Consider the following 21,935-nt stretch of genomic DNA (forward strand, 5'->3'; position numbering starts at 1 on the left):
CAAAAAACCAAAAACACCAACCTGCCATCCGTCTCATCTGGAGCCATCGCGTGTCCATCCGTCCCTTGCACACACTCTCGTCCCCTGCCCTGACATTGCCTGTACTACCGCGTACCCCGCTGGCACATGCCGTATTCATCGGCCTGGCCATTGGCAGCTACTCACTGGCGCCAATGGCCGCACACGCCGAGACAGCCGACACCCGCCCCCACGAGGCCGTTGAAGAACAACCAGCCGTGCCGGAACTGGCCGCCACCCTGATCGACGCCCAGGCCAGCGCCGCCGAGGCCCTGCCACCGGCGTATGCCGGCGGCCAGGTGGCCACTGGCGGCCGCGTCGGTCTGCTGGGCAACAAAGACTTCATGGAAACGCCGTTCAGCACCGTCAGCTACACCGACACCTACATCCAGGACCTGCAGGCCCGGGACATCACCGACGTCATCGCCGCCACCGACCCCTCAGTGTTCAGCAACGGCCTGACCGGCACCTACAGCGAGAACTATTCGATCCGCGGGTTCCAGACCAGCGTCAGCGACATGACCGTCGATGGCCTGTTCGGCATGGCGCCCTACTACCGGGCCTCACCGGAAATGTTCGAGCGCATCGAAGTACTCAAAGGCCCGTCGGCATTGCTCAATGGCATGCCACCCGGTGGTTCGGTGGGCGGTATCGTCAACCTGATTCCCAAGCGCGCCGGTGATACGCCGCTGACCCGGGTCACCGCCACCTACGCGTCCGACGGCCAGCTGGGTAGCCATGTGGACGTAGGCCGACGCTTTGGCGAAGGCAATCAGTTCGGCGTGCGCTTCAACGGCATGTACCGTGACGGCGACACGGCCATCGACGATCAACGCCAACGCAACGTGCTTTCGTCGCTGGCCCTGGACTGGCGTGGCGAGCGCGCCAAGCTGTCGCTCGACCTGTTCGATACCGACGACCACATCAGCGGCCAGAACCGCGGCATGGGCCTTGCCGCCGGTGTGCCTGTGCCCAAGCCGCCGAAGAACGACACGCTGCTCAATCCCGACTGGGCCTATGTCGAAACCAAGGACAAGGGCGTGATCCTGCGCGGCGAGTACGAACTGAGCGACCAGTTGCTGGCCTATGGCGCGGTCGGGACCAGCAAGACCGATTACCAGTACAGCGGCGCCCTGACGGCCACGGTGATCAACAGCGCCGGCGACTTCACCACGGCCATGGGCCAGCTGCAGATGGAGATCCACAAGACCTCGGCGGAGGTGGGCCTGCGTGGCCATTTCGACACCTTCGGCATCAACCATCAATGGTCGCTCAACGCCACCCAGTACACGGACACGCAAAAGGATTTCGGCCGCCGCGCTGCGGGTTCAAACTGGACGACCAATATCTACAACCCGGTCTGGGGCCCGAAAGTGTCCGAGGCCTGGCCACTGCTTACCCACACCGAAAATGACCTGAAAAGCTATGGCATCGCCGACACCCTGTCGGTGCTGGACGATCGCGTACAACTGACCCTCGGCGTACGTCGCCAGGAAGTGGTCACCGACACGTTCAACACCAATACCGGGGCGCGTAACAAACCAGGCTATGACACCCACGCCACCACACCCGCCGGGGCCATCCTGTTCAAGCTCACCGATGAGCTGTCGCTGTACGCCAACTACATCGAAGGCCTGAGCAAAGGCGCATCCGCACCGATCACCGCTGCCAACTATGGCGACGTGTTTGCGCCGTACAAATCCAAACAGAAGGAAATCGGCCTGAAGCTCGACCTGGGTACGTTCAGCCACACCCTGGCGCTCTATGAAATCAAGCGCCCGGGCAGCATGACCGACCCGGTTACCAATGTTTATTCGTTCGGCGGCGAGCAGCGCAACCGCGGCGTGGAATGGAGCTTCTTCGGTGCCCCTCTGCCCGACTTGCGCCTGATGGGTGGGGTGGCCTATGTAGACCCCAAGCTGACCAAGACGCAAGGTGGCACCAATGACGGCAAAACCGCCACGGCATACCCCAAGCTGCAGGGCAAGCTGGGCATGGAATGGGACATCCCCGGTGTGGATGGGCTGACCCTGACCGGTAACGTGACCTCGCAGTCCAAGCAGTACATCACTGCCGACAACAGCCTGTCGATTCCGGGGTACACGATCTTCGACGTTGGCGCCCGCTACGTTACCCAGGTCGCCAGCAAGCCGGTTACCTTGCGCGCGAACATCGCCAACCTGGGGGACAAGGACTATTGGGGAGTGCCACTGACCCAGACCCTGGGGCTGGGGGCACCGCGGACCTATCAACTGTCGGCTAGCGTGGATTTCTAACCGGTCATCTTGCAGCGCCTTTCGGGCCTCTTCGCGGGTAAACCCGCTCCCACAGGAATGGACTGCCCCCCAAAAGTTGGACAGTTCTATGCTGCCGCCTGGGTCCTGTACTCGACAGGGCTCAGGCCATTGAGCCTTAGCTTGATGCGGTCATGGTTGTAGTAGTGAATGTACTCATCCAGGCCCGCTTTCAATTCATCAATACTCTCGAAACGCTTGAGGTAGAAAAATTCTGACTTGAGCGTGCCGAAGAAGCTTTCCATAGCTGCATTGTCTAGGCAATTGCCTTTACGAGACATGCTCTGTTTCACCCCACGACTGCGCAGCTGGTGGCGATACTGACCCTGCTGGTACTGCCAGCCCTGGTCGGTGTGGAGCACCAGCTTCGGCTTTTCTCCCAAGGTTTTGAGTGCCTTGTCGAGCATGTTCCCAACCAGGCTGTACTGAGGGCGACTCGCCGTCTCGTAAGCGATGATTTCTCCGTTGTACAAATCCATCACAGGCGAAAGATAGAGCTTCTGTTCAGCCACTTTGAACTCAGTTACGTCACTCACCCATTTCTGATTAGGACGCTGGGCAACGAAATTTCGCTCCAGCAGATTCGGCGCTATCTTGCCAACAACACCTCGGTACGACTGATACTTCTTAGGTCGCACCAGTGACTGCAGACCCAGGGCAGCCATCAGCCTCTCGATGACCTTCTTGTTGACCAGTACCCCACCTTTTCTGATCACGAGTGCAACGCGTCGATAGCCGTAACGCCCTTTCTCTTTGCGATAGACCTGCTGAATCTGCTCTTTAAGCTCGGCATATTTGTCCGGCTTCTGCTGAGCTTGCACCTGATAGTAAAAGGTACTGCGAGCCAGCCCGACCAGACGCAGCAGGTCAGGCAAAGGGAATCTAGGCTTGAGCCTCGAAACGATCAGGACTTTTTCCCCGACATTCGTTCCTTTTCCTCTCGCAAAGCCTTGAGCTCCTTTAAGACAGCGTTCTCCATGCGCAGATATTCGAGCTCCGCCATCAGCTGGTCTCGGGGCTTTTGCGAATCGTCAGTATTTGTGGGTTTTGCTGGTTTGATCTTCTTCGGCACTTTGATCGGCTTTTTCTGGCGGTCGACAGGGGCTATAGGGTCACCACTGTAGTACTGCCGCTGCCAGCTGCCTATCTGCGATGATTGACCGAGGCCAAAATGTGCTGCGGTTTGCCGCATGGAAAGGCGATGTTCGTGCATGTAGCTCAGCACCTGTCGCTTGAAATCGTCGTCATAACGCCGCCCATGTGAGCGTGAAGAAAGGCTGGATTCGCTCTGATGGCTGGAAACCCACCGGCGGAGCAGGCTGAAATCAACATCGAAATGCTGGGCTACCTTTCGGAAGCCATTATTGCCATCCAGGTAGGCTGAGACGGCTGTGAGCTTGAACTGCTCTGTGTATTTGCCCATAGGTCCCCCAAGGGTTGGATTTTTTGTCCAACTTCTTGGGGGCAGTCCAGGAATGGCACTGGACCTGAGGCCAGTGCAGTACCTGTGGGAGCGGGCGTGCCCGCGAAGCAGGCGACGCGGTTCACGATCAAAACATCAGCCGCGCAACTGATACCAAGTGGTCTTGAGCTGCGAATACTTGTCGAACGAATGCAGCGACAGGTCGCGCCCAAACCCCGATTGCTTGCCTCCGCCAAACGGCACCGTCACATCCAGCGCATCGACCGTGTTCACCGACACGGTCCCTGCCTTCAGCGCCCGCGCCACCCGGTGCACCTGGTTGAAGTCATCGCTCCACACCGAGGCCGCCAGGCCGTAGATACTGTCGTTGGCCAGGCGCACCGCTTCTTCTTCCGTGTCAAAGGCGCTGACCGCCAGCACCGGCCCGAACACTTCCTCTTGCGCCAGCCGCATGCCGCCATCGACACCGGCAAATATGGTCGGCTCGATGTAGTTGTCCGAACCTTCGATGCTCAGGCGCCGACCGCCACACACCAACCGTGCGCCCTCTTGCCCGGCACGCGCAATGGCGGCCTCGATGTGCCCGGTTTGCTCGGCATCGACAATGGCGCCAGCGCGGCTCGCCGGATTCAGCGGGTTGCCCGGCAACCAGTCGCGGGCTTTGGCTTGCAGGCGCTCGACGAATTCGTCATGTATGGAGCGCTGCACGTAAAGCCGCGAATTGGCCGAGCACACTTCGCCCTGGTTGAAGAAAATACCGAATGCAGCCTTTTCCGCCGCCAGGTCCAGGTCCTGGCAGTTTTCAAACACCAGGTTGGGGCTTTTGCCGCCGCACTCCAGCCACACCTGCTTGAGGTTGGACTGCGCCGAGTACTGCATGAAGTACTTGCCCACCTGGGTGGAGCCGGTAAACACCAGGCAGTCCACATCCGGGTGCAGGCCGAGGGCCTGCCCGGCCTGCTCGCCCAGGCCGGGCACCACGTTCAGCACGCCTTCCGGTACACCGGCTTCCAGCGCCAGCTGGGCCAGGCGCAGGGCCGAGAACGGTGATTGCTCGGCGGGTTTGAGCACCACGCAGTTTCCGGCGGCCAGCGCCGGCGCCAGCTTCCAGGCGGCCATGTCGAGCGGGAAGTTCCATGGCACCACGGCGGCGACCACACCAAGGGCTTCCCGGGTGATGGTGGCGAGTGCATTGGACGCAGTGGGCGCAACCTGATCGTAGAGTTTGTCCAGCGCCTCGCCATACCAGGCGAACACATGGGCCGAGCCCGGCACATCGATGGTGTAGGCGTCCATCACCGGCTTGCCCATGTTCAGCGAGTCCAGCAGGGCCAGCTCCTCGCGATGGGCCATGATCAGCTCGGCCAGGCGCAGCAGCACTTTCTTGCGCTCGCCTGGGGCCAGGCGCGGCCAGGGGCCTTGTTCGAAGGCCCGGCGTGCGCTGGCCACCGCAAGGTCGACTTCTGCCTGGCCGCAGGCGGCGACCTGGGCCAGTACGGCGTTGGTGGCGGGGTTGAAGGCGGCGAAGGTGGCGCCGTCCTGTGCTTTGACGGGTTTTCCGTCGATCAGCGCGCTGGCCGGGAGGTACAGGTCAGAGGCGCGTTGTTGCCAGAATTGGAGGGTGTACATTTGTACTCCTGGTGACCGTTGTAGCAATCTTTTTTTGGAAGAGACAGCGCCGCCCTTGCAAGCAGCGCGATTCCTGTGGGAGCGGGCTTGTCCCGCGAACACCGGCGAAGCCGGTGCCAGGCACCGCGTGCCCCCATTCGCGGGGCAAGCCCGCTCCCACAGGGGATCAGGTTGCCCGTGACAACGGTTTAGAGCTTGCCGACCAACCGGGCGGTGCGGTCCACGGCTATGCGGGTTTTCTCCACCAGCTCATCCAGCTCGCTGTGGTTGGCGATCAACGCCGGCGCCATGATCATCCGCCCCAGGGTCGAGCGAATGATCACCCCTTCCTCGAAACCAAAGGTGCGGCACTGCCAGGCCAGGTCGTTCTCGTTGGCAAAGCGCTTGCGGGTCGGCTTGTGCTCGGCGAATTGCAACGCTGCCACCAACCCGGCGCCCTGCACCTGGCCGATCAACGGGTGGTCGGCAAACACCTCACGCAGGATGCGCTGCAGGTACGGCCCGGTGTCATCCTTCACCTGAGTCACTATGCCTTCGTCGCGCAGCGCCTTCAGGTTGGCAATGGCCACCGCCGCCGCCACCGGGTGGCCGGAATAGGTCAGGCCGTGGGCGAACACCCCGCCGCGCTCCACCAGTGCCTCGGCAATGCGCTTGCTCAGCACCAGGCCGCCCATGGGGACGTAGCCGCTGGTCAGGCCTTTGGCAATCGACAGCGTGTCGGGCTCGAAGCCGAAGTATTCATGGGCAAACCACTCGCCGGTGCGGCCAAAGCCACCAATCACTTCATCGGCGCACAACAACACGTCGTACTGGCGGCAGATGCGCTGGATTTCCGGCCAGTAGCTTTCCGGCGGGAAAATCATGCCGCCTGCACCCTGAAACGGCTCGGCGATAAAGCCGGCAACGTTCTCGGCGCCCAATTCCAGGATCTTTTCCTCCAGCTGCAAGGCACAGCGGCGGCCGAACTCGGCCGGGGTCAGCTCGCCACCCTCCGCGTACCAGTACGGCTCATCGATGTGCGCAACATCCGGGATCAGCCCGCCCATCTCGTGCATGAACTTCATGCCGCCCAGCGCCGTGGCCGCCAGGGTCGAGCCGTGGTAACCGTTCCAGCGGCCAATCATCACCTTCTTGTTCGGCTGGCCGACCACTTGCCAGTAGCGGCGCACGGTACGGATCAACACTTCGTTGGCCTCAGAGCCGGAGTTGGTGTAGATCGCGTGGCTGTAGTGCCCGGGCAGCAGGCTGAACAGCAGCTCGGACAGCTCGATCACTGCCGGGTGGGTGGTGTGGAAGAACATGTTGTAGTAGGCCAACTGGTCCATCTGCGTGGCGGCAGCGACCGTCAGATCGCGGCGCCCGTAGCCGAGCTGGGTGCACCACAGGCCAGACATGCCATCCAGGTAGCGCTTGCCCTCGCTGTCCCACAGGTGCAGGCGTTCGCCACCGACGATCACCCGCGGCCCTTCGGCGTTCAGCGCCTTCTGGTCGAGGAAGGCATGGATGTGGTGCGCGGCATCGGCTGCCTGGTAGTCACGGGTCTGGCGTTGCGGGGCGAAAGGCGCGTTCATTGTTGGTTTTCCTTTGCGGTGGGGTTGCAGGGTGGCTGGCGCTCAGCGCAGCTTGCCCATGTAGCTTTCCAGCGGGTCCTTGCCCAGCACGCCCTGGGCATTGGCCAGCGCGTCGATGAACAGGGAGAACAGCTCGGACTGGGTGCCGATGTCGAGCTTGGCGTAGACGTTCTTGCGGTGCGACTTGATGGTGTCTTCCGACACCCCCAGGCGCTCGGCCAGGGACTTGGTCGAGTGGCCACGCAGAATCAACTGGGCAATACGGCATTCACGCTCGGTCAGCAGCGAGCTGCCGAAGTTGTTCAGCGCAGCGTGGATACGTTGTTCGAGGATGTTCTCGAAACGCCCGGCACGGCTGTCCAGCCCGGCGAAGTGCTTGCTCAGCACTGCCAGTACCCACGGCGTGATGCGCCCGAACAATTTGCGGGTTGGCGCATCCAGCTTGTCGGTGAACGCCAGCGACACCGCCAGGCTCTGTCCCGGCGCGACCTGCAGGATGTAGTTGAGCTCATCCTCCAGGTGCGAGTGCCGGTAGAACGACTGGTAGTACTCGCTGACTTCGAAATGGTCGGGTGCCACTTCGAACAACCCATAGCAACCTGACTCGACCTGCTCCACACAGGCACCGTAGAACGGGTCGAGCAGGTAGAAGCCGGACAAGTAGCGGCTGACATTGCCCTCGGGCTGCCAGGGCGCCTTGTCGTCCTGCTCGAACAAGGCGCAGGGCATGCCATCGTGCGGGTACAGGTACACCGTGGTCGCCTGGATCGGCCGGATCACGCCAAGTGCGGCAAACAGGTTGGCGGCAAAGCCCGGCCGGCCGATTGCCTCGGTGACCTTGGCCTGATGCTCGAACCACTGTTCTGAAAGCAATTGATTAGTCACTGTGGGCCTGCCGTTTCTATTCAGTGGCACCGCCGCCAGTGCGGTGCGTTGATGACCAGATACTCCCACGGCGCTGCCGACGCCGAAATCACCCTTTGGGGTGAGCCGGGCAAGGGCCGCAGCCACTCACCCCAAAGGGTGATTCCGGGTACCTACAGGGTGTGGGAGCATCAACCCGCCCCAGCGCTGCGAGCCTTCCGCTCGACCTCCTTGCACAGCACCCACCGGTAGCGAGCCTGCTCGCGTACTGCGGTGTCCTGCATCCCTTTCCAGGAGTTAGCAATGCATACAACAACAAGTACAGCCCATAACCCCTCGCATAGCCCCGCCCCGCATGCACCCTCGCAACCCAGCGCCAACACCGGGCGCTTTCGCAAGTCCATGGGGCTCTCCGCCCTGGTGCTGTTCGGCCTGGCCTACATGGTCCCGCTGGCCGTATTCACTACATACGGGCTGGTCACCCAGATGACCAAAGGCCACCTGCCCACTGCCTACCTGCTGACCCTTGCGGCCATGTTGCTGACCGCCTACAGCTACGGCCGCATGGTCCAGGCCCACCCCTATTCCGGCTCGGTCTACACCTACACGCGCAAGGCCTTCGGCAGCCACATCGGCTTTATTACCGGCTGGACACTGCTGCTCGACTACATCTTCCTGCCCCTGCTCAGCTACCTGCTGATCGGCATCTACATGTCGGAATACTTCCCGGCCATCCACGCCTGGGTGTGGGTGGCGGGCTCCATTGCCCTGGTCACTTTCCTCAACCTGATCGGCATCGAGTCGATCACCCGGGTCAACTGGATCCTGGTCGTAGTGCAGCTGGTGTTCATCATCGTCTTCGTCACCCTGTCCGTGCTCAAACTCAGCGGGCAGGCGGAGCCAGTGTCGCTGCTGGCGCCCTTCCACCACGAAGGCTTCAGCGTGCCACTGGTCATGACCGGGGCCGCGGTGCTGTGCCTGTCCTTCCTGGGGTTCGATGCCGTCTCGACCATGGCCGAAGAAACGACCAACCCGACCTACCGCATTCCGGTGGCGATCCTGGCGGTGTCGCTGATCGGCGGTTTGCTGTTCCTGGTGGTGTCGTACTGCGCGCAGATGGTGTTCCCCGACTGGGGTAGCTTCGCTGACCCGGATTCGGCCTCCGTGGATGTGATGCGCCGTGTCGGCGGCGAGCTGCTGGTGACGGCCTTCACTGCCACCTACGTGGCCGGCTGCTTCGCCTCGGCCATGGTGTCCCAGGCCAGCGTATCGCGCGTGCTGTTCGCCATGGGCCGCGACGGCGCATTGCCGCGGGCATTCGGCCAGCTGGTGACAAAAAAACGCGTGCCGGCCACTGCCATTCTGGTGGTCAGCCTACTGTCGCTGATCGCCTTGGTGATCACCCTCGACACCGTGGCCAACATGATCAGCTTTGGCGCGCTGTTCGCCTTTTCGGCGGTGAACCTGGCAGTGGTCAAGCACTACCTGGTCGACCAGAAGCTGCGTGGGGGCCGAAACGTTTTGCTGTACGGCGCCATTCCCGGGCTGGGCTTTCTCAGCACGCTGTGGCTGTGGAGCAGCCTGACCAGCCTGTCGTTCACCATCGGCCTGTGCTGGATGGGCATGGGGCTGGTGGTGTTGATGGGGCTGACCCGCGCGTTCCGGGTGAAGCTGCCGGAACTGCAGATGGCGGAGTAACGATTGAACCCGGGTGATAACTGGTCGTTATCACCCGATCCGCATTAATCATTATTCAGCGCCCCGTTCGCCGCCTACAGTCCCAGCCCAACGACTGTCATTGCCAACGGGAAACGAAATGCCCATCGAAGATCGCCTGAACCATATCGCCGGCCAACTCAGTGGCAACGGTGACGTGCTGCTGACCAGTGTCGACGCCCGCACCGGCGAGGCACTGCCATACGCCTTCCACCAGGCGACCGGTGACGAAGTAGAAGCCGCCGTGCAGGCCGCCGAGGCCGCCTACCCTACCTACCGCAGCACCAGCCCTGCTCAGCGTGCCGCCTTCCTCGACGCCATCGCCAACGAACTGGACGCTCTGGGTGACGACTTCATCCAGCATGTGATGCGCGAAACCGCGCTGCCAGAAGCCCGCATCCGCGGCGAACGCAGCCGTACCAGCAACCAGCTGCGCCTGTTCGCCGAGGTGGTGCGACGTGGCGACTTCTACGCTGCACGCATCGACCGTGCCCTGCCCCAACGCACCCCGCTGCCGCGCCCGGACCTGCGCCAGTATCGCATCGGCGTGGGCCCGGTGGCCGTGTTCGGCGCCAGCAACTTCCCGCTGGCCTTCTCCACCGCGGGGGGTGACACTGCCTCGGCGCTGGCCGCCGGCTGCCCGGTAGTGTTCAAGGCGCACAGCGGGCACATGCTCACCGCCGCCCACGTAGCGGCGGCCATTGACCGCGCGGTGGCCAGCAGCGACGTGCCGGCAGGCGTGTTCAACCTGATCTACGGGGCCGGCGTGGGCGAAGCGCTGGTCAAGCACCCGGCCATTCAGGCGGTCGGCTTTACTGGCTCGCTGCGCGGTGGCCGCGCCCTGTGCGACATGGCCGCGGCACGCCCGCAGCCGATCCCGGTATTTGCCGAAATGAGCAGCATCAACCCGGTGATCGTGCTGCCCCAGGCACTGCAGGCCCGTGGCGAGCAAGTCGCCGGCGAACTGGCCGCCTCGGTGGTGCTGGGTTGCGGGCAGTTCTGCACCAACCCGGGCCTTGTAGTGGGCATCCGGTCGCCGCAATTCGAGCTGTTCGTACAAACACTGGTGGCACGCATGGCCGACCAGGGACCGCAGACCATGCTCAACGCTGGCACCCTGCGCAGCTACCAGAACGGTGTGCAACACCTGCTCGCGCACCCCGGCATCCAGCACCTGGCCGGGCAGCCACAAACCGGCAATCAGGCCCAGCCGCAGCTGTTCAAGGCCAACGTAAGCCTGCTGATGAACGGCGACCCGCTGCTGCAGGAAGAAGTATTCGGCCCGACCACCGTGCTGGTGGAAGTGGCCGATGCCCAGCAACTGGCCGAGGCGCTGCGCCACCTGCAAGGCCAACTCACCGCCACCTTGATTGCCGAGCCTGACGACCTCATTGCCTTTGCCACGTTAGTGCCGCTGCTGGAGCGCAAGGCCGGGCGGCTGCTGTTGAACGGCTACCCGACGGGCGTCGAAGTGAGCGATGCGATGGTGCATGGCGGGCCTTACCCGGCCACCTCCGATGCACGCGGCACCTCGGTCGGCACCTTGGCCATTGACCGATTCCTGCGCCCGGTGTGCTTCCAGAATTACCCGGATGCCCTGTTGCCGGATGCGCTGAAAAGTGCCAACCCACTTGGGATTGCCCGGTTGGTGGATGGAGTGAGCAGCCGCGAAGCAGTTTGATCTGGTACTGGAAGTAGCCTGAACTGGCCTCTTCGCGGGCTTGCCCGCTCCCACAGGTACTGCACAGTTCTTGAGTCCTGTGCAGTACCTGTGGGAGCGGGCAAGCCCGCGAAGAGGCCGGCATAGGCATACGCCATTGATGAAATTTCACTGTCACGCTTCAATATGATCTTCAGACACTGGAATCCAGTTCATCAACAAGGCCGACCATGTACTCCTCTGAACGCCTCAAGGGCATCGACGTCTTCGTCGCCGTTGCCGACCTGGGCAGTTTCACCGCAGCCGCCGAACGGCTGAACCTGACCAGCTCGGCCATCAGCAAGAGTGTCGCCCGGTTGGAGGCCCGCCTGGGTGCACGCCTGTTCAATCGCACCACCCGCACCCTGTCGCTCAGCGAGGCAGGCGTGGTTTTCTACCGCACCTGTACCTCGGTCCTGGCCGACCTTGAAGAGGTGGAGCACGCGCTGGTCACCCGTGACGACCAACCGCACGGCAAAGTCCGAATCGAACTGCCCGCCTCCTACGGCCGCTTGCATGTGCTGCCACTGATCCTCGACTTCATCCGCCTGCACCCGTTGCTGCAGCCGCATGTGTCGTTTTCCGACCGCTTCGTCGACCCGGTGCACGAGGGTATCGATATCGTGGTGCGCATCGGTGGCCCGGATGCCTGGCCGGCGGCGCTCGGTCACCAGTACTTCGGTGCCCAGCGCCTGATGTTCTGTGCCTCACCTGCCTACCTTGAAAAGCACGGCGTGCCGCAAGACGAACGCGACCTGGAACACCACCACTGCGTTGGCTACGGGCATACCGACGGGCTGGTCAGCCCGTGGTTTTTCAAAGGCCGCCAACCTGGCGAAATGGAACGGCGGACCGTGCACCCGCGCATCGCGGTGGGCGATGGCGAGGGCGAAGTTGCAGCCGTGCTGGCCGGCCATGGCATCGGCCAACTGCCCACCTGGCTGACCCAGCAACACCTCGATCAAGGGCGCCTGGTCGAGGTGCTGCCGACGCTGGCCACCGACGGCCTGCCCATGAACCTGGTGTGGCTGAAAAGCCGCGAAGGGCTGCCCAAGGTCCGCGCCTTGCTCGACTACCTGCTACCCCGGCTGGCGCCTCACGGCACGCGGGCCAGCGAATCGGGCTGACGCGCAAGCTTGCCGACTACCGGCACCAGGCCCAGCGCCAGCAGCGCGACGCCTGCGGCCACGTAGCCCAGGTACTCGATACCCAGGCCAGGGATGGTCATGCCACCCAGCACCGCGCCCAGACCGATCCCGGCGTTGGCGGCCGACACATTGGTGGTACCAGCCAAGGCCTGGGCATGGGTCACCGAGCTCATCACGCGCACCTGGCTGACCGGGTACAGCGCCGTGTTGGCCACGCCCCACACTGCCAGTGCCAGGCAGAATGCCAAACCCGCATGTGCCAGCGGCACCAGCGCCGCCATGCCAATGGCGAGCAACACCAGGAACAAGGCCGTAGCCCGGAGCGGCGAACGGTCGGTTGCGCGCCCGCCGATCCAGTTGCCAAGCAATCCGACCGCTCCGAAACCCATCAGCCACCAGCCAGTATGCGCCGGCGCCACACCGGCAACCCGTTGCAGCAGGTCGGCGAGGTAGGTGTAGCCCGTGAACATGGCGGTGAATACCACAATCGACAGCAACACATTGGCCAGAAAATAACGTTCCTTGAAAATGCGCGCCTGCTGCATGAAGTCGACCTTCGCCGTGCGGGCGACCTGCGGCATCCAAACCCACATCGCCAGCGCCATCAGCAAGGCCAGGGCCGCCAGTATCCAGAACGCGCCGCGCCAGCCCACGGCATTGGCCGCCACGGTACCCAATGGTATACCCAGCAACATGGCCGCCGAGATGCCCAGGTACACCTTTGCGATGGCCTGCCCTGCCCGCTCCCGTCCGGCCAGGTGCCCGGCGGTTTCGCTGGCCGTGCCCCAGAACACCGGCAGCGCCAGTGCCGGTATGACCCGAGCGATGGCCAGCACCCAGAAGCTGCTCGAAACAGCGGCCAACGCATTCGCGCCGGCGAACACCAGCAAGATGCTTATGAACAACCGCTTACGGTCCAGATGTGCCAGCAAAGCGGTCAAAGCCGGGCCGGCAATCATCACCGTAAAGGCAAACAGCGTGACCAACTGGCCCGCCATGGAAATCGAAATGCCCAGGTCCTGACTCAGCGCGGGTAGCAAACCGACAATCAGGAACTCGGTGGTCACGATCAGAAAGGCCGAAAAGGCCAGGATTGCAATACTGATCCCAACGTTTGCGCGACTAGCGCCAACCCCAGGGGTGGGTTCAAAGGCAGACATCAAGACGAACTCCAGACATGAAGCCGCCAGTATATTGGCAAAATAAATTCCGATTTCTGGTGATAATTCCATAATTAGATGAACTGGAATCATCAATCTGCACAGCATGTGTACAACTTTCACAATTCCTGATTACATAACCCTTCGCCTACGACCTCGGTAATCGCCGATGCGTATTGCGAAAGGCTTACGCCATGTCATCTGCAACCCCTGTAAAAACGCTACTCGTCAAAAACGCCGCACTGCTGGTCACCATGGACGGCCAACGCCGCGAGATCAAAAACGGCGGCCTGTTCATCGAAGGCAACCTGATCAAGCAGGTCGGCCCCAGCGATACCCTGCCACAACAGGCCGATGTCATCCTCGACATGGCCGGCAAAGTGGTCATCCCGGGCCTGGTCAACACCCACCACCACATGTACCAGAGCCTCACCCGCGTGGTGCCGGCCGCCCAGGACGGTGAACTGTTCAACTGGCTGACCAACCTGTACCCGATCTGGGCACGCCTGACCCCCGAGATGATCGCGGTGTCGACCCAGACCGCCATGGCCGAGCTGATTCTGTCGGGCTGCACCACCTCCAGCGACCACCTGTATATCTACCCCAATGGCTGCAAGCTCGACGACAGCATCCATGCCGCCGCCGAGATCGGCATGCGCTTCCACGCCGCGCGTGGCAGCATGAGCGTGGGCCAGAGCCAGGGCGGCCTGCCGCCTGACTCGGTGGTGGAAAAGGAGGCCGACATCCTCAAGGAGTCCCAGCGCCTGATCGAGGATTACCACGATGCCAGCCATGGCTCGATGCGCCGTATCGTGGTGGCACCCTGCTCGCCGTTCTCGGTCAGCCGCGACCTGATGCGCGAAGCCGCCGTGCTGGCGCGCCAGTACGGGGTGTCGCTGCACACGCACCTTGCCGAGAACGTCAACGACATCGCCTACAGCCGCGAGAAGTTCGGCATGACCCCTGCCGAGTACGCCGAAGACCTCGGCTGGGTCGGCCACGATGTATGGCATGCCCACTGTGTGCAACTCGACCAGCACGGCATCGAGCTGTTCGCCCGCACCGGCACCGGTGTCGCCCACTGCCCATGCTCGAACATGCGCCTGGCCTCGGGCATCGCCCCGGTGCGCAAGATGCGCGACCATGGCGTACCGGTGGGCCTTGGGGTCGACGGCTCAGCCTCCAACGACGGCGCCAGCATGATCGGTGAAGTACGCCAGGCCCTGCTGCTGCAGCGGGTAGGCTTCGGCCCCGACGCAATGACTGCCCGCGAAGCACTGGAAATCGCCACGCTCGGCGGCGCCAAGGTGCTCAACCGCAATGATATCGGCGCCTTGGCCCCCGGCATGGTGGCCGATTTCGTCGCCTTCGACCTCGGCCATGTGGCCTATGCAGGCGGCCACCACGACCCGTTGGCGGCCTTGGTGTTCTGCACCCCGACCCAGGTGCACACCAGTGTGATCAATGGCCGCGTGGTCGTGAAGGACGGCCAGCTGGCCACCGTCGACCTGCCACGCGTGCTGGAGCGCCATAACCAGTTGGCCCACCAGTTGGTCAGCGGCAACTAGATTGCCAGTGGGGCCGCTTTGCGGCCCATTGCCGGCAAGCCAGCTCCCACAGAGACCGCGCCAATCTTGAGGCTTGCGCTGTACCTGTGGGAGCCTGGCTTGCCGGCGATGGGCTGCGCAGCAGCCCCCGTCACGCCTGCTGCCGGGTAGCGCACACCACGATTTCCCGGATGCACACCGACTGCGGCTGGCCATAGGCGAAGCCGATGGTTTCGGCAATGGTCTCGGCCGTAAGCACCCCGCCCATCTCCTGTTTCCAGTCGTTGTAGCCCGCCTTGATGGCGTCATCGGTTGTGTGGCTGAGTAGCTCGGTGTCGACTGCGCCCGGCTCGATGGTGATCACCCGCACGTTGCTCGGTGCCAGTTCTTCACGCAGGTTTTCCGACAGGCCGGTAACGGCGAACTTGGTCCCGACGTAGGCGACATGGTTGGGGAAAGCTTTACGCCCGGCCACGGAACTGACGTTGATGATGGTGCCACGCTTGCGCTCGACCATGCCGCTGGCCACCGCATGGATACCGTTGAGCAGCCCACGCACGTTGACGTCGAGCATGCGGTCCCACTGCTCCGGGTCCTGAGTGGCGATATTGCCCAGCAGCATCACGCCAGCATTGTTGATGATCGCGTCTACCGGGCCGAAGCGCGTCTCGGCTTCAGCAACGGCTGCCAGTACAGCCGTGCGGTCGGTGATATCGACCGCCAGTGCCAAGGTATTCGGCAGCTGCAGTTGCTGCATCGGCGCCAGGCGACGGGCCAGCAGCAACAGGGCGTGGCCACGGCTGGACAGCAGCCTGGCGGTGGCCAGGCCGATACCGGAGCTGGCACCGGTAATGACTACCAAGGGTTTATGGGTGTTGGTCATGGTCACCATCCTGTTATCCGATTTGCCTATGGGTAGAGCGCAACATCACCGCCGCCGCGCGTTCCATACACCTTAGCCAACCGGCGCTTTCCGGTAGCATCAGGGCCCTGGAGCAAGCCCTGGGCACCATGCATCATTCATGAGGCCGGCACCAGCCTGTGGGAGATTCTATGGTTTCTGACAATGGCATCAGGGTTGCCAGGCGCTGCACCTCTTATGGCAAACATCTGTAAGCCCTGATGCAATCCCTGTGGGAGCTGGCTTGCCTGCGATGGGGTGCGAAGCAGCCCCCTGGTTTCAGGTACGCAGCACTTGTTCCCCGGCGTTGCCCGGCAAGCGAATGGCATCCGCCAACGCCACACAGGCAATCAGCGCAACGCCAATCAACGCCCAGTGGAAGTCGCTGACGGTCATCTCGCCTTCGCCGCCGCGCACCATCATCGCCACGCGCAACAGCAGCGCCACCACCGCCACCCCCAACGCCATCGCCAGCTGGAAGCACATGCTGAACAACGTCGAAGCGTCGCCCATCTGCTGTTTGGGTACGTCGGCAAAACCGACAGCATTGTACGTGGTGAACTGCATCGAACGCGAAAGCCCGCCCACGAACAACACCACCGCCATCCAGTACCACGGCATGCCTGGCTGCAAGGCCAGGCAAGCCAGAATGCAGCCCACGCCAATCAGCCCATTGGCCAACAACACGCGGCGGAAACCATAGCGGCGCAGCAAGCCAGTGGTAAACGGCTTCATCGCCAGGTTGCCGGCGAAGATTGCCAATACCAGCAGCCCGGCATCCACCGGCGACAAGCCGAAACCAATCTGCAGCAACAACGGGATCAGGAACGGCAAGGCGCTGATCGACAGGCGGAACAAGGTACCGCCAACGATGCTGACCCTGAACGTGGGGATAGCCAAGGTATCCAGTGGCAATAGCGGCGAGGCATGGCGCTGACAATGGCGAACCGCCAACCAGGTAAGCCCGCCGCCCAGCGACACCAGCGCCAGCCCGGCACCCAGGCTACCTCCCGCCAATGAGCCAAGCATCTCCAGCCCGACCAGTAACGCCGAGCAAGCCGATGCCAGGAACACGAACCCCAGCGTGTCGAAGCGGCGCTGTTCACCTGACCGCGCATTCGGAATCAGCACCCAGGCCGCCGCAATGGCCAGCAACCCGAGGGGGATGTTCAGGTAGAAGATCCAGGGCCAGGACCAATGAGTGACGATCAGGCCACCGAGCGGCGGGCCCAGTACCGGTGCTACCAGGCCGGGCCAGGTGATCACCGCGAGCATTTTCACCAGGTCTTTCTTCTCGGTCGTGCGCAGCACCACCAGCCGGCCCACCGGTACCATGAGAGCACCGCCGATACCTTGAAGTACCCGGGCTGCGACGAAGGTTTCCAGGCTGGGGGCCATGCCGCACAGCAACGAAGCCACGGTAAACAGGCCAATGGCCCCGGCAAACACCTGACGCGGGCCAAAACGGTCGGCCACCCACCCACTGAGCGGAATGAACACCGCCACCGCCAGCAGGTAGGCACTGATGCCGATGTTCAGGCTGACCGCGCTTTCCCCGAAGTCACTGGCCATTTGCGGCAGTGCCGTGGCAATCACGGTGGCATCAAGGTTTTCCATGAAGAACGTGATAGCGACCAGCAAGGCGATGCAGGTGGCTTGGCGAGGGGTGTTCGTCGCTGCCGGGTTGGCCAAGGTTACACATCCTTCTGGTGGGTTATGGGGCTCCGGCAACCAAACCTACCACATCCCCCCCGCTGGCCGCGTTTTCAACCCACCGACTTCAACGGCACCCGCCCGCCAAGCGCTCCAGCATGGTGGCGCAGTACCAGTCATCGAACTGGCGCAAGCCATAGCGCCGTCCCCTCTGGGCTGGCGCTTCAGTTCATCGTCAAAGCCGTTAACCAGCCATTACATTTCATTACCTCCCATTACCCATCATTACCTTATCGACACCCACAAACCCCGTACCAGAGCCTTGCAAGCGATTCCCAGCGATGGCCAGTTAATGTTAAATTAACTGCAAATGATTCTCAGTATCCAATCTTAATAATTCTTAAGTGATGCGAAGACCCTATGGCTGATAGAAAAAGCGCACGTCTCCAGTGAGGGAACACCGTAATGCGAGTATTGGTAGTTGAAGATGACCCGTCGGTAAGCCATTGGCTGGGCTGCAAGCTGCATGCTTCCGGCCATGCATGCCGGACCATCGACAACGGCGAAGGTGCCTTGCAGATGATTGGCAACGAAGTGTTCGACGTGGTCATCCTCGACAGGATCCTGCCGAAAATGGACGGCATCGAGGTGCTACGCCAGCTCGATGGCCACAACCGGCCACCGATTCTGATTCTGTCCGCAAACGATCAAACCAGTGACCGCGTAGAGGGGTTGCGCGCCGGGGCAGACGACTACCTGGGCAAGCCATTCGACTTTAACGAACTGCTGTTGCGCCTAGAGCTGCTGGCACGCCGCCACAAACCCCGCGCACCGGAGGAAGTCGTACAGATCCACGACCTGTGCATCGACATGGGTGCACGCTTGGTGCGCCGCGCCGACAAACGTATCGAGCTGACCGACAAGGAGTTCAAGCTATTGCAAGTACTGGCCGAACATGCCGGCCAGGTCGTCACGCGCAGCATGCTGCTGGAGAAGGTTTGGGGATACAACTTCGACCCGCAGACCAACCTGATTGACGTGCACCTTTCAAAACTGCGCACCAAGCTTGAGAAGGGCTTCGAGCACGCATTGATCAAGACTGTTCGGGCAATTGGTTATGTCCTGGGCTGAACTACGCCCGCTACTGACGACCAGCAGCCTGCGCCAAGCCACCACCATCGCCTTCATCTGCCTGCTGTTCTCGCTCATTTCCATGGTGCTGAGCAACAAGTTGCTTGAGGTGGTGATGCGCAGCCACGTGCGCGACATGATCCTTAACGATGTGCGCAGCCAGCAACTGCAGGGCAGCATGGGCAGCGCCGAACGCATGAGCTGGGCGCTGCGCTACCGCCAGCAACTGGATGTACGCAAAGAACGTCAGGCCACGGTGATCGACCGCGACGGCAAGGTGCTTTTCGGCAGCCTCGGCATGCTGCCCGAGCCTACCTTGCCAGCCTCAGACCGCTTGCGCTGGTACCACCTGAGCCTGGTCAATGACGACGGTGAGGCGGCCGAAGTGCTCGGGCTGACCATCACCCTCGCCGACGGCGGCCAGTACTACAGTGCCTTCGACTTGCGCCCGATGCTGGAGCGCACGCGCATCATACCCCTGGCCACCGGTGCCGGCTTGCTGCTGCTGTTGCTGTCGATCCTGATTACCGCGCTGCCCTTCGGTTTGCACAACCTGTACCGCATCAACCGCATTCGCGACGCCCTGGCACGTTATGCCAACGGCGACTACACCGCCATGGCCCCGGCCGTGCAGCACGGCGACGAGTTCGACCAACTGGGCATCGAAATCAACCACGGCCTGCGCCGTATCAACAAGCTGATGGACGAGGTCAAGCACATCACCAGCCACATCGCCCATGAACTGCGCACACCCCTGACCCGCCTGCAAAGCCGCCTGCTGACCGCCAGCGAGCAATTGGAGGGGCCGGCGCGCGAAGAGCTGCTGTGCGCCGTGCAGGACAGCGAGCGTATCCAGCATCTGTTCCGCGCCGTGATGCGCATTGCAGAAGTGGAAACCGGGCGCATGACGTGTCATTTCGAGGTGGTGCAGGTACGCGAACTGCTGGAGGACGTAGCCGAGTATTACCAGCCACTGGCCGAGCAGCGCGGCTGCCGGTTCGAGCTGGAGGTGCAGCAGGGATGCCAGCTGTTCGGCGACCGCGCGCTGCTGTTTCAGGCCCTGGCCAATCTGATCGACAACGCGCTCAAGTACGCTCCGCATGGCGCTGTCATCACCTTGGCTGCCCGAGGGCGCAACGGCCAGGGCATGCTCCAGGTACGCGACCACGGGCCAGGGATCAGCGCGGCCAACAGCGAACGGGCGATGGCACGGTTTCAACGGCTGGACGCCGAAGCAGGGACGCACGGTCATGGGTTGGGGCTGACCCTGGTCAAGGCCATTGCCGAGTTACATGGTGGGGATTTGCGGCTGGGGGATAACCAGCCCGGGTTGGCGGCGACAGTGAGTGTGCGCAAGCAGGCGGCGCGCCTTCCTTAAGCATTCTTAATGGTTCCCGCCTTGCTCGCCAATTGAGAATCACTCGTAATATCAGCCACGCCCCACCGGGGCCCCATACCCCTACCCCAAGCCCCGTTCGGAGACCTGCAATGACCCCTCGCATCCGCGCCTTCCTCACCGACGAAAGCGGTGTTACCGCCATCGAGTACGGCATCCTCGCCGCCGCTATGGCTGCCGCCATCGGCGTCATCTTCGGTGACGGCAGCCCATTCATCGTGGCCCTGAAAAACCGCTTCGCCGAAATCGGTGACCAGATCAGTGGCAAGAAGGACTCGGCGCAGTAAGCCGCCCGCCATGAACAGCCAACTGGCCCTCATCGTCCTGCCACCGGCCCTGTGCTGGGTAATTGCCTCGGACCTTCTGTATCGGCGCATCCACAACCTGCTGGTGGTGATGCTGGCGCTGGTCTGGTGTGCCCAGCCGCTGTTCGCTTTGCTCGGCCTTGGCCCGTGGGGCGCAATGGCCGGTAGCGAACTGCTCGAACATTTGAGCGGCGCCGTGTTCGGGGCGGTACTGGTGCTGATTGTGGGTTTCATGCTGTTCAGCATCGGCCAAGTCGGTGCTGGTGACGTCAAGCTGATCACTGTGCTGTGCCTGTGGAGCAGCGGCAACCAGATGGCATTTCTGGTTGTCACGGCCTTGGCCGGCGGGATCCTGGCCTTGGCCATGCCGCTGCTGGCGCCGCTCGAACAGGCGTGTGCCGTGCTTTGGCAACAGGTAGGCGCGCGGTTGCCAGCATTGGGTGTCGGCGTTCCTACCGTGCTCACCCGTGAGCGGCCCCAAGGGCTGCCCTACGGCCTGGCCATCGCCACCGGCAGTTTCTTCACCCTGTTCTCCTCCATTCACCCCTGACGATCTGGTTGCCCCATGAAAACCCCTTCCGTCCTCTTGCTGGCAGGCGCCCTGGTGCTGGCCGGCGGTGCCGCCCTGCTGGCCCGTGTCCTGCTCGCACCACCGGCACCAGCCGCCGTTGCGGCTGCCAAACCTGCCACCGTAGAAAAGGCTGCGCTCGCTGTACTGGTCGCGGCCAATGACCTGCGCCCCGGCCAACTGATCGACCGCGGCATGCTGCGCTGGCAGGAAGTGCAAGCACTGCCCTCAGCCGAACGCTACTTCCAGCGCGACCAAAGCGACCTCGACCTGGGCGCTGGCGCGGTGTTGCGCCACCCACTCAAGGCCGGCCAGGCGCTGACCGAGTCGATGCTGGTGCGAGCCGGCGAGCCTGGCTTCCTGGCGGCCGTGCTGCGGCCCGGCATGCGCGCCCTGTCGCTGCCGACTTCCGCGGTGGCGGTCAGTCAGGGGCTGGTCAGCGCCGGCGACCGGGTCGATGTGATCCTGGCACTCAAGGCTGGCAAGAACGACGACCGCGACCTCGGCCCGCCCAAGCTGGCCGCGCAAACCTTGCTGCGCGACGTGCGGGTATTGGCCATCAACCGCAGTACCCGCGAGCTTACTGCGCGCCTGAACGCCGAAGCGCCTGCCACCCCAGCCAACGACAAGGAAAACCGCTACTTCGAAACCGTCACCCTGGAAGTGACCCCGGCACAAGCCGAGCGCCTGGCCCTGAGCAAGGAAGTCGGCAGCCTGCAGTTGGCCCTTCGTGGCAATCGCGAACCCGGTGACGGCCTGCCCCGCAGTGGAAGCCGCGACGTCACCCGCCTGGCCCAGGCAACCGACGTGTTCGAAAAGCCTGACACACGCAAATTCCCCACCTTGTTATACCGCGGTGACGAGACCGAACGCGTCGAGCCCCCTAAAGCGCAACCCTGAGCCCCCGACCTG

18 protein-coding genes are annotated in these 21,935 nt (G+C 62.8%); 11 read left to right on the plus strand and 7 right to left on the minus strand.

All coding sequences use genetic code 11. The features are described 5' to 3' along the window. The first annotated feature begins 50 nt into the window (after positions 1–50). The gene (locus P0Y58_19185; GenBank protein ID WEK29020.1) at positions 51–2,294 is read left to right on the plus strand and encodes a TonB-dependent siderophore receptor; all 2,244 of its coding nucleotides are present in this window, start codon (positions 51–53) and stop codon (positions 2,292–2,294) included. 86 nt (positions 2,295–2,380) lie between these two features. Here P0Y58_19185 and P0Y58_19190 read toward each other — a convergent pair. The 4 genes from P0Y58_19190 to P0Y58_19205 all read right to left on the minus strand — a co-directional run bounded on the left by P0Y58_19190 (position 2,381) and on the right by P0Y58_19205 (position 7,820). After that, a protein-coding gene (locus P0Y58_19190) for an IS3 family transposase (GenBank protein WEK29021.1) occupies positions 2,381–3,735 on the minus strand; the annotation gives its coding sequence in 2 pieces (ribosomal slippage) (positions 2,381–3,243 and positions 3,243–3,735; 1,356 coding nt in all). A 135-nt stretch (positions 3,736–3,870) separates the two neighbouring features. Then, a complete protein-coding gene (locus tag P0Y58_19195) occupies positions 3,871–5,364 on the minus strand; it encodes an aldehyde dehydrogenase (GenBank protein ID WEK29022.1) in 1,494 nt (497 codons plus the stop codon). 188 nt (positions 5,365–5,552) lie between these two features. After that, positions 5,553–6,935, minus strand: a complete 1,383-nt coding sequence (locus P0Y58_19200) for an aspartate aminotransferase family protein (protein ID WEK29023.1) — start codon at positions 6,933–6,935, stop codon at positions 5,553–5,555. A gap of 42 nt (positions 6,936–6,977) precedes the next feature. Further along, the gene (locus P0Y58_19205; protein WEK29024.1) at positions 6,978–7,820 is read right to left on the minus strand and encodes a helix-turn-helix transcriptional regulator; all 843 of its coding nucleotides are present in this window, start codon (positions 7,818–7,820) and stop codon (positions 6,978–6,980) included. 282 nt (positions 7,821–8,102) lie between these two features. On the opposite strand from P0Y58_19205, the gene P0Y58_19210 reads away from it, so the two are divergent. The 3 genes from P0Y58_19210 to P0Y58_19220 all read left to right on the plus strand — a co-directional run bounded on the left by P0Y58_19210 (position 8,103) and on the right by P0Y58_19220 (position 12,341). After that, entirely contained in the window at positions 8,103–9,497 is a 1,395-nt protein-coding gene (locus P0Y58_19210; protein WEK29025.1) for an APC family permease, read from the plus strand. Positions 9,498–9,615: 118 nt separating this feature from the next. Continuing rightward, on the plus strand, positions 9,616–11,196 hold the full coding sequence (locus tag P0Y58_19215) for an aldehyde dehydrogenase (NADP(+)) (protein WEK29026.1): 1,581 nt from the start codon (positions 9,616–9,618) through the stop codon (positions 11,194–11,196). A 209-nt stretch (positions 11,197–11,405) separates the two neighbouring features. Further along, the gene (locus P0Y58_19220; protein WEK29027.1) at positions 11,406–12,341 is read left to right on the plus strand and encodes a LysR family transcriptional regulator; all 936 of its coding nucleotides are present in this window, start codon (positions 11,406–11,408) and stop codon (positions 12,339–12,341) included. Here the strand turns inward: P0Y58_19220 and P0Y58_19225 are convergent. After that, positions 12,311–13,522: an MFS transporter gene (locus P0Y58_19225; protein ID WEK29028.1), complete on the minus strand. Its 1,212-nt coding sequence runs from the start codon at positions 13,520–13,522 to the stop codon at positions 12,311–12,313. The genes P0Y58_19220 and P0Y58_19225 overlap by 31 nt on opposite strands. 194 nt (positions 13,523–13,716) lie before the next feature. Here P0Y58_19225 and P0Y58_19230 point away from each other — a divergent pair, with 194 nt between their 5' ends. After that, the gene (locus P0Y58_19230) at positions 13,717–15,090 is read left to right on the plus strand and encodes an 8-oxoguanine deaminase (protein ID WEK29029.1); all 1,374 of its coding nucleotides are present in this window, start codon (positions 13,717–13,719) and stop codon (positions 15,088–15,090) included. A 130-nt stretch (positions 15,091–15,220) separates the two neighbouring features. Here P0Y58_19230 and P0Y58_19235 read toward each other — a convergent pair whose 3' ends face one another. Further along, positions 15,221–15,952, minus strand: coding sequence for an SDR family oxidoreductase (locus tag P0Y58_19235; protein WEK29030.1), 732 nt, complete (start codon positions 15,950–15,952; stop codon positions 15,221–15,223). 44 nt (positions 15,953–15,996) lie between these two features. Between P0Y58_19235 and P0Y58_19240 the strand changes: the two genes are divergently transcribed. Then, positions 15,997–16,095, plus strand: coding sequence for a LysR family transcriptional regulator (locus P0Y58_19240; GenBank protein WEK33362.1), 99 nt, complete (start codon positions 15,997–15,999; stop codon positions 16,093–16,095). 154 nt (positions 16,096–16,249) lie between these two features. Here the strand turns inward: P0Y58_19240 and P0Y58_19245 are convergent, their stop codons facing one another. Further along, the gene (locus P0Y58_19245) at positions 16,250–17,662 is read right to left on the minus strand and encodes an MFS transporter (protein WEK29031.1); all 1,413 of its coding nucleotides are present in this window, start codon (positions 17,660–17,662) and stop codon (positions 16,250–16,252) included. 426 nt (positions 17,663–18,088) lie between these two features. On the opposite strand from P0Y58_19245, the gene P0Y58_19250 reads away from it, so the two are divergent. The 5 genes from P0Y58_19250 to cpaB all read left to right on the plus strand — a co-directional run bounded on the left by P0Y58_19250 (position 18,089) and on the right by cpaB (position 21,923). Then, positions 18,089–18,754, plus strand: a complete 666-nt coding sequence (locus P0Y58_19250) for a response regulator transcription factor (GenBank protein ID WEK29032.1) — start codon at positions 18,089–18,091, stop codon at positions 18,752–18,754. Beyond that, entirely contained in the window at positions 18,741–20,132 is a 1,392-nt protein-coding gene (locus P0Y58_19255) for a HAMP domain-containing sensor histidine kinase (GenBank protein ID WEK29033.1), read from the plus strand. The genes P0Y58_19250 and P0Y58_19255 overlap by 14 nt, the downstream gene beginning before the upstream one ends. Before the next feature lie 110 nt (positions 20,133–20,242). Continuing rightward, positions 20,243–20,437 carry a Flp family type IVb pilin gene (locus P0Y58_19260; GenBank protein ID WEK29034.1) on the plus strand — a complete coding sequence of 65 codons (195 nt, stop codon included), beginning with the start codon at positions 20,243–20,245 and terminating at the stop codon, positions 20,435–20,437. Positions 20,438–20,447: 10 nt separating this feature from the next. Further along, positions 20,448–21,005: a prepilin peptidase gene (locus tag P0Y58_19265; protein WEK29035.1), complete on the plus strand. Its 558-nt coding sequence runs from the start codon at positions 20,448–20,450 to the stop codon at positions 21,003–21,005. Between the two features lie 15 nt (positions 21,006–21,020). Further along, positions 21,021–21,923 (plus strand): Flp pilus assembly protein CpaB, encoded by a 903-nt coding sequence (gene cpaB / locus P0Y58_19270; protein WEK29036.1) that lies wholly within the window; start codon positions 21,021–21,023, stop codon positions 21,921–21,923. Positions 21,924–21,935: the final 12 nt, after the last annotated feature.

This window comes from Candidatus Pseudomonas phytovorans (assembly GCA_029202525.1).
GTDB lineage: Bacteria > Pseudomonadota > Gammaproteobacteria > Pseudomonadales > Pseudomonadaceae > Aquipseudomonas > Aquipseudomonas phytovorans.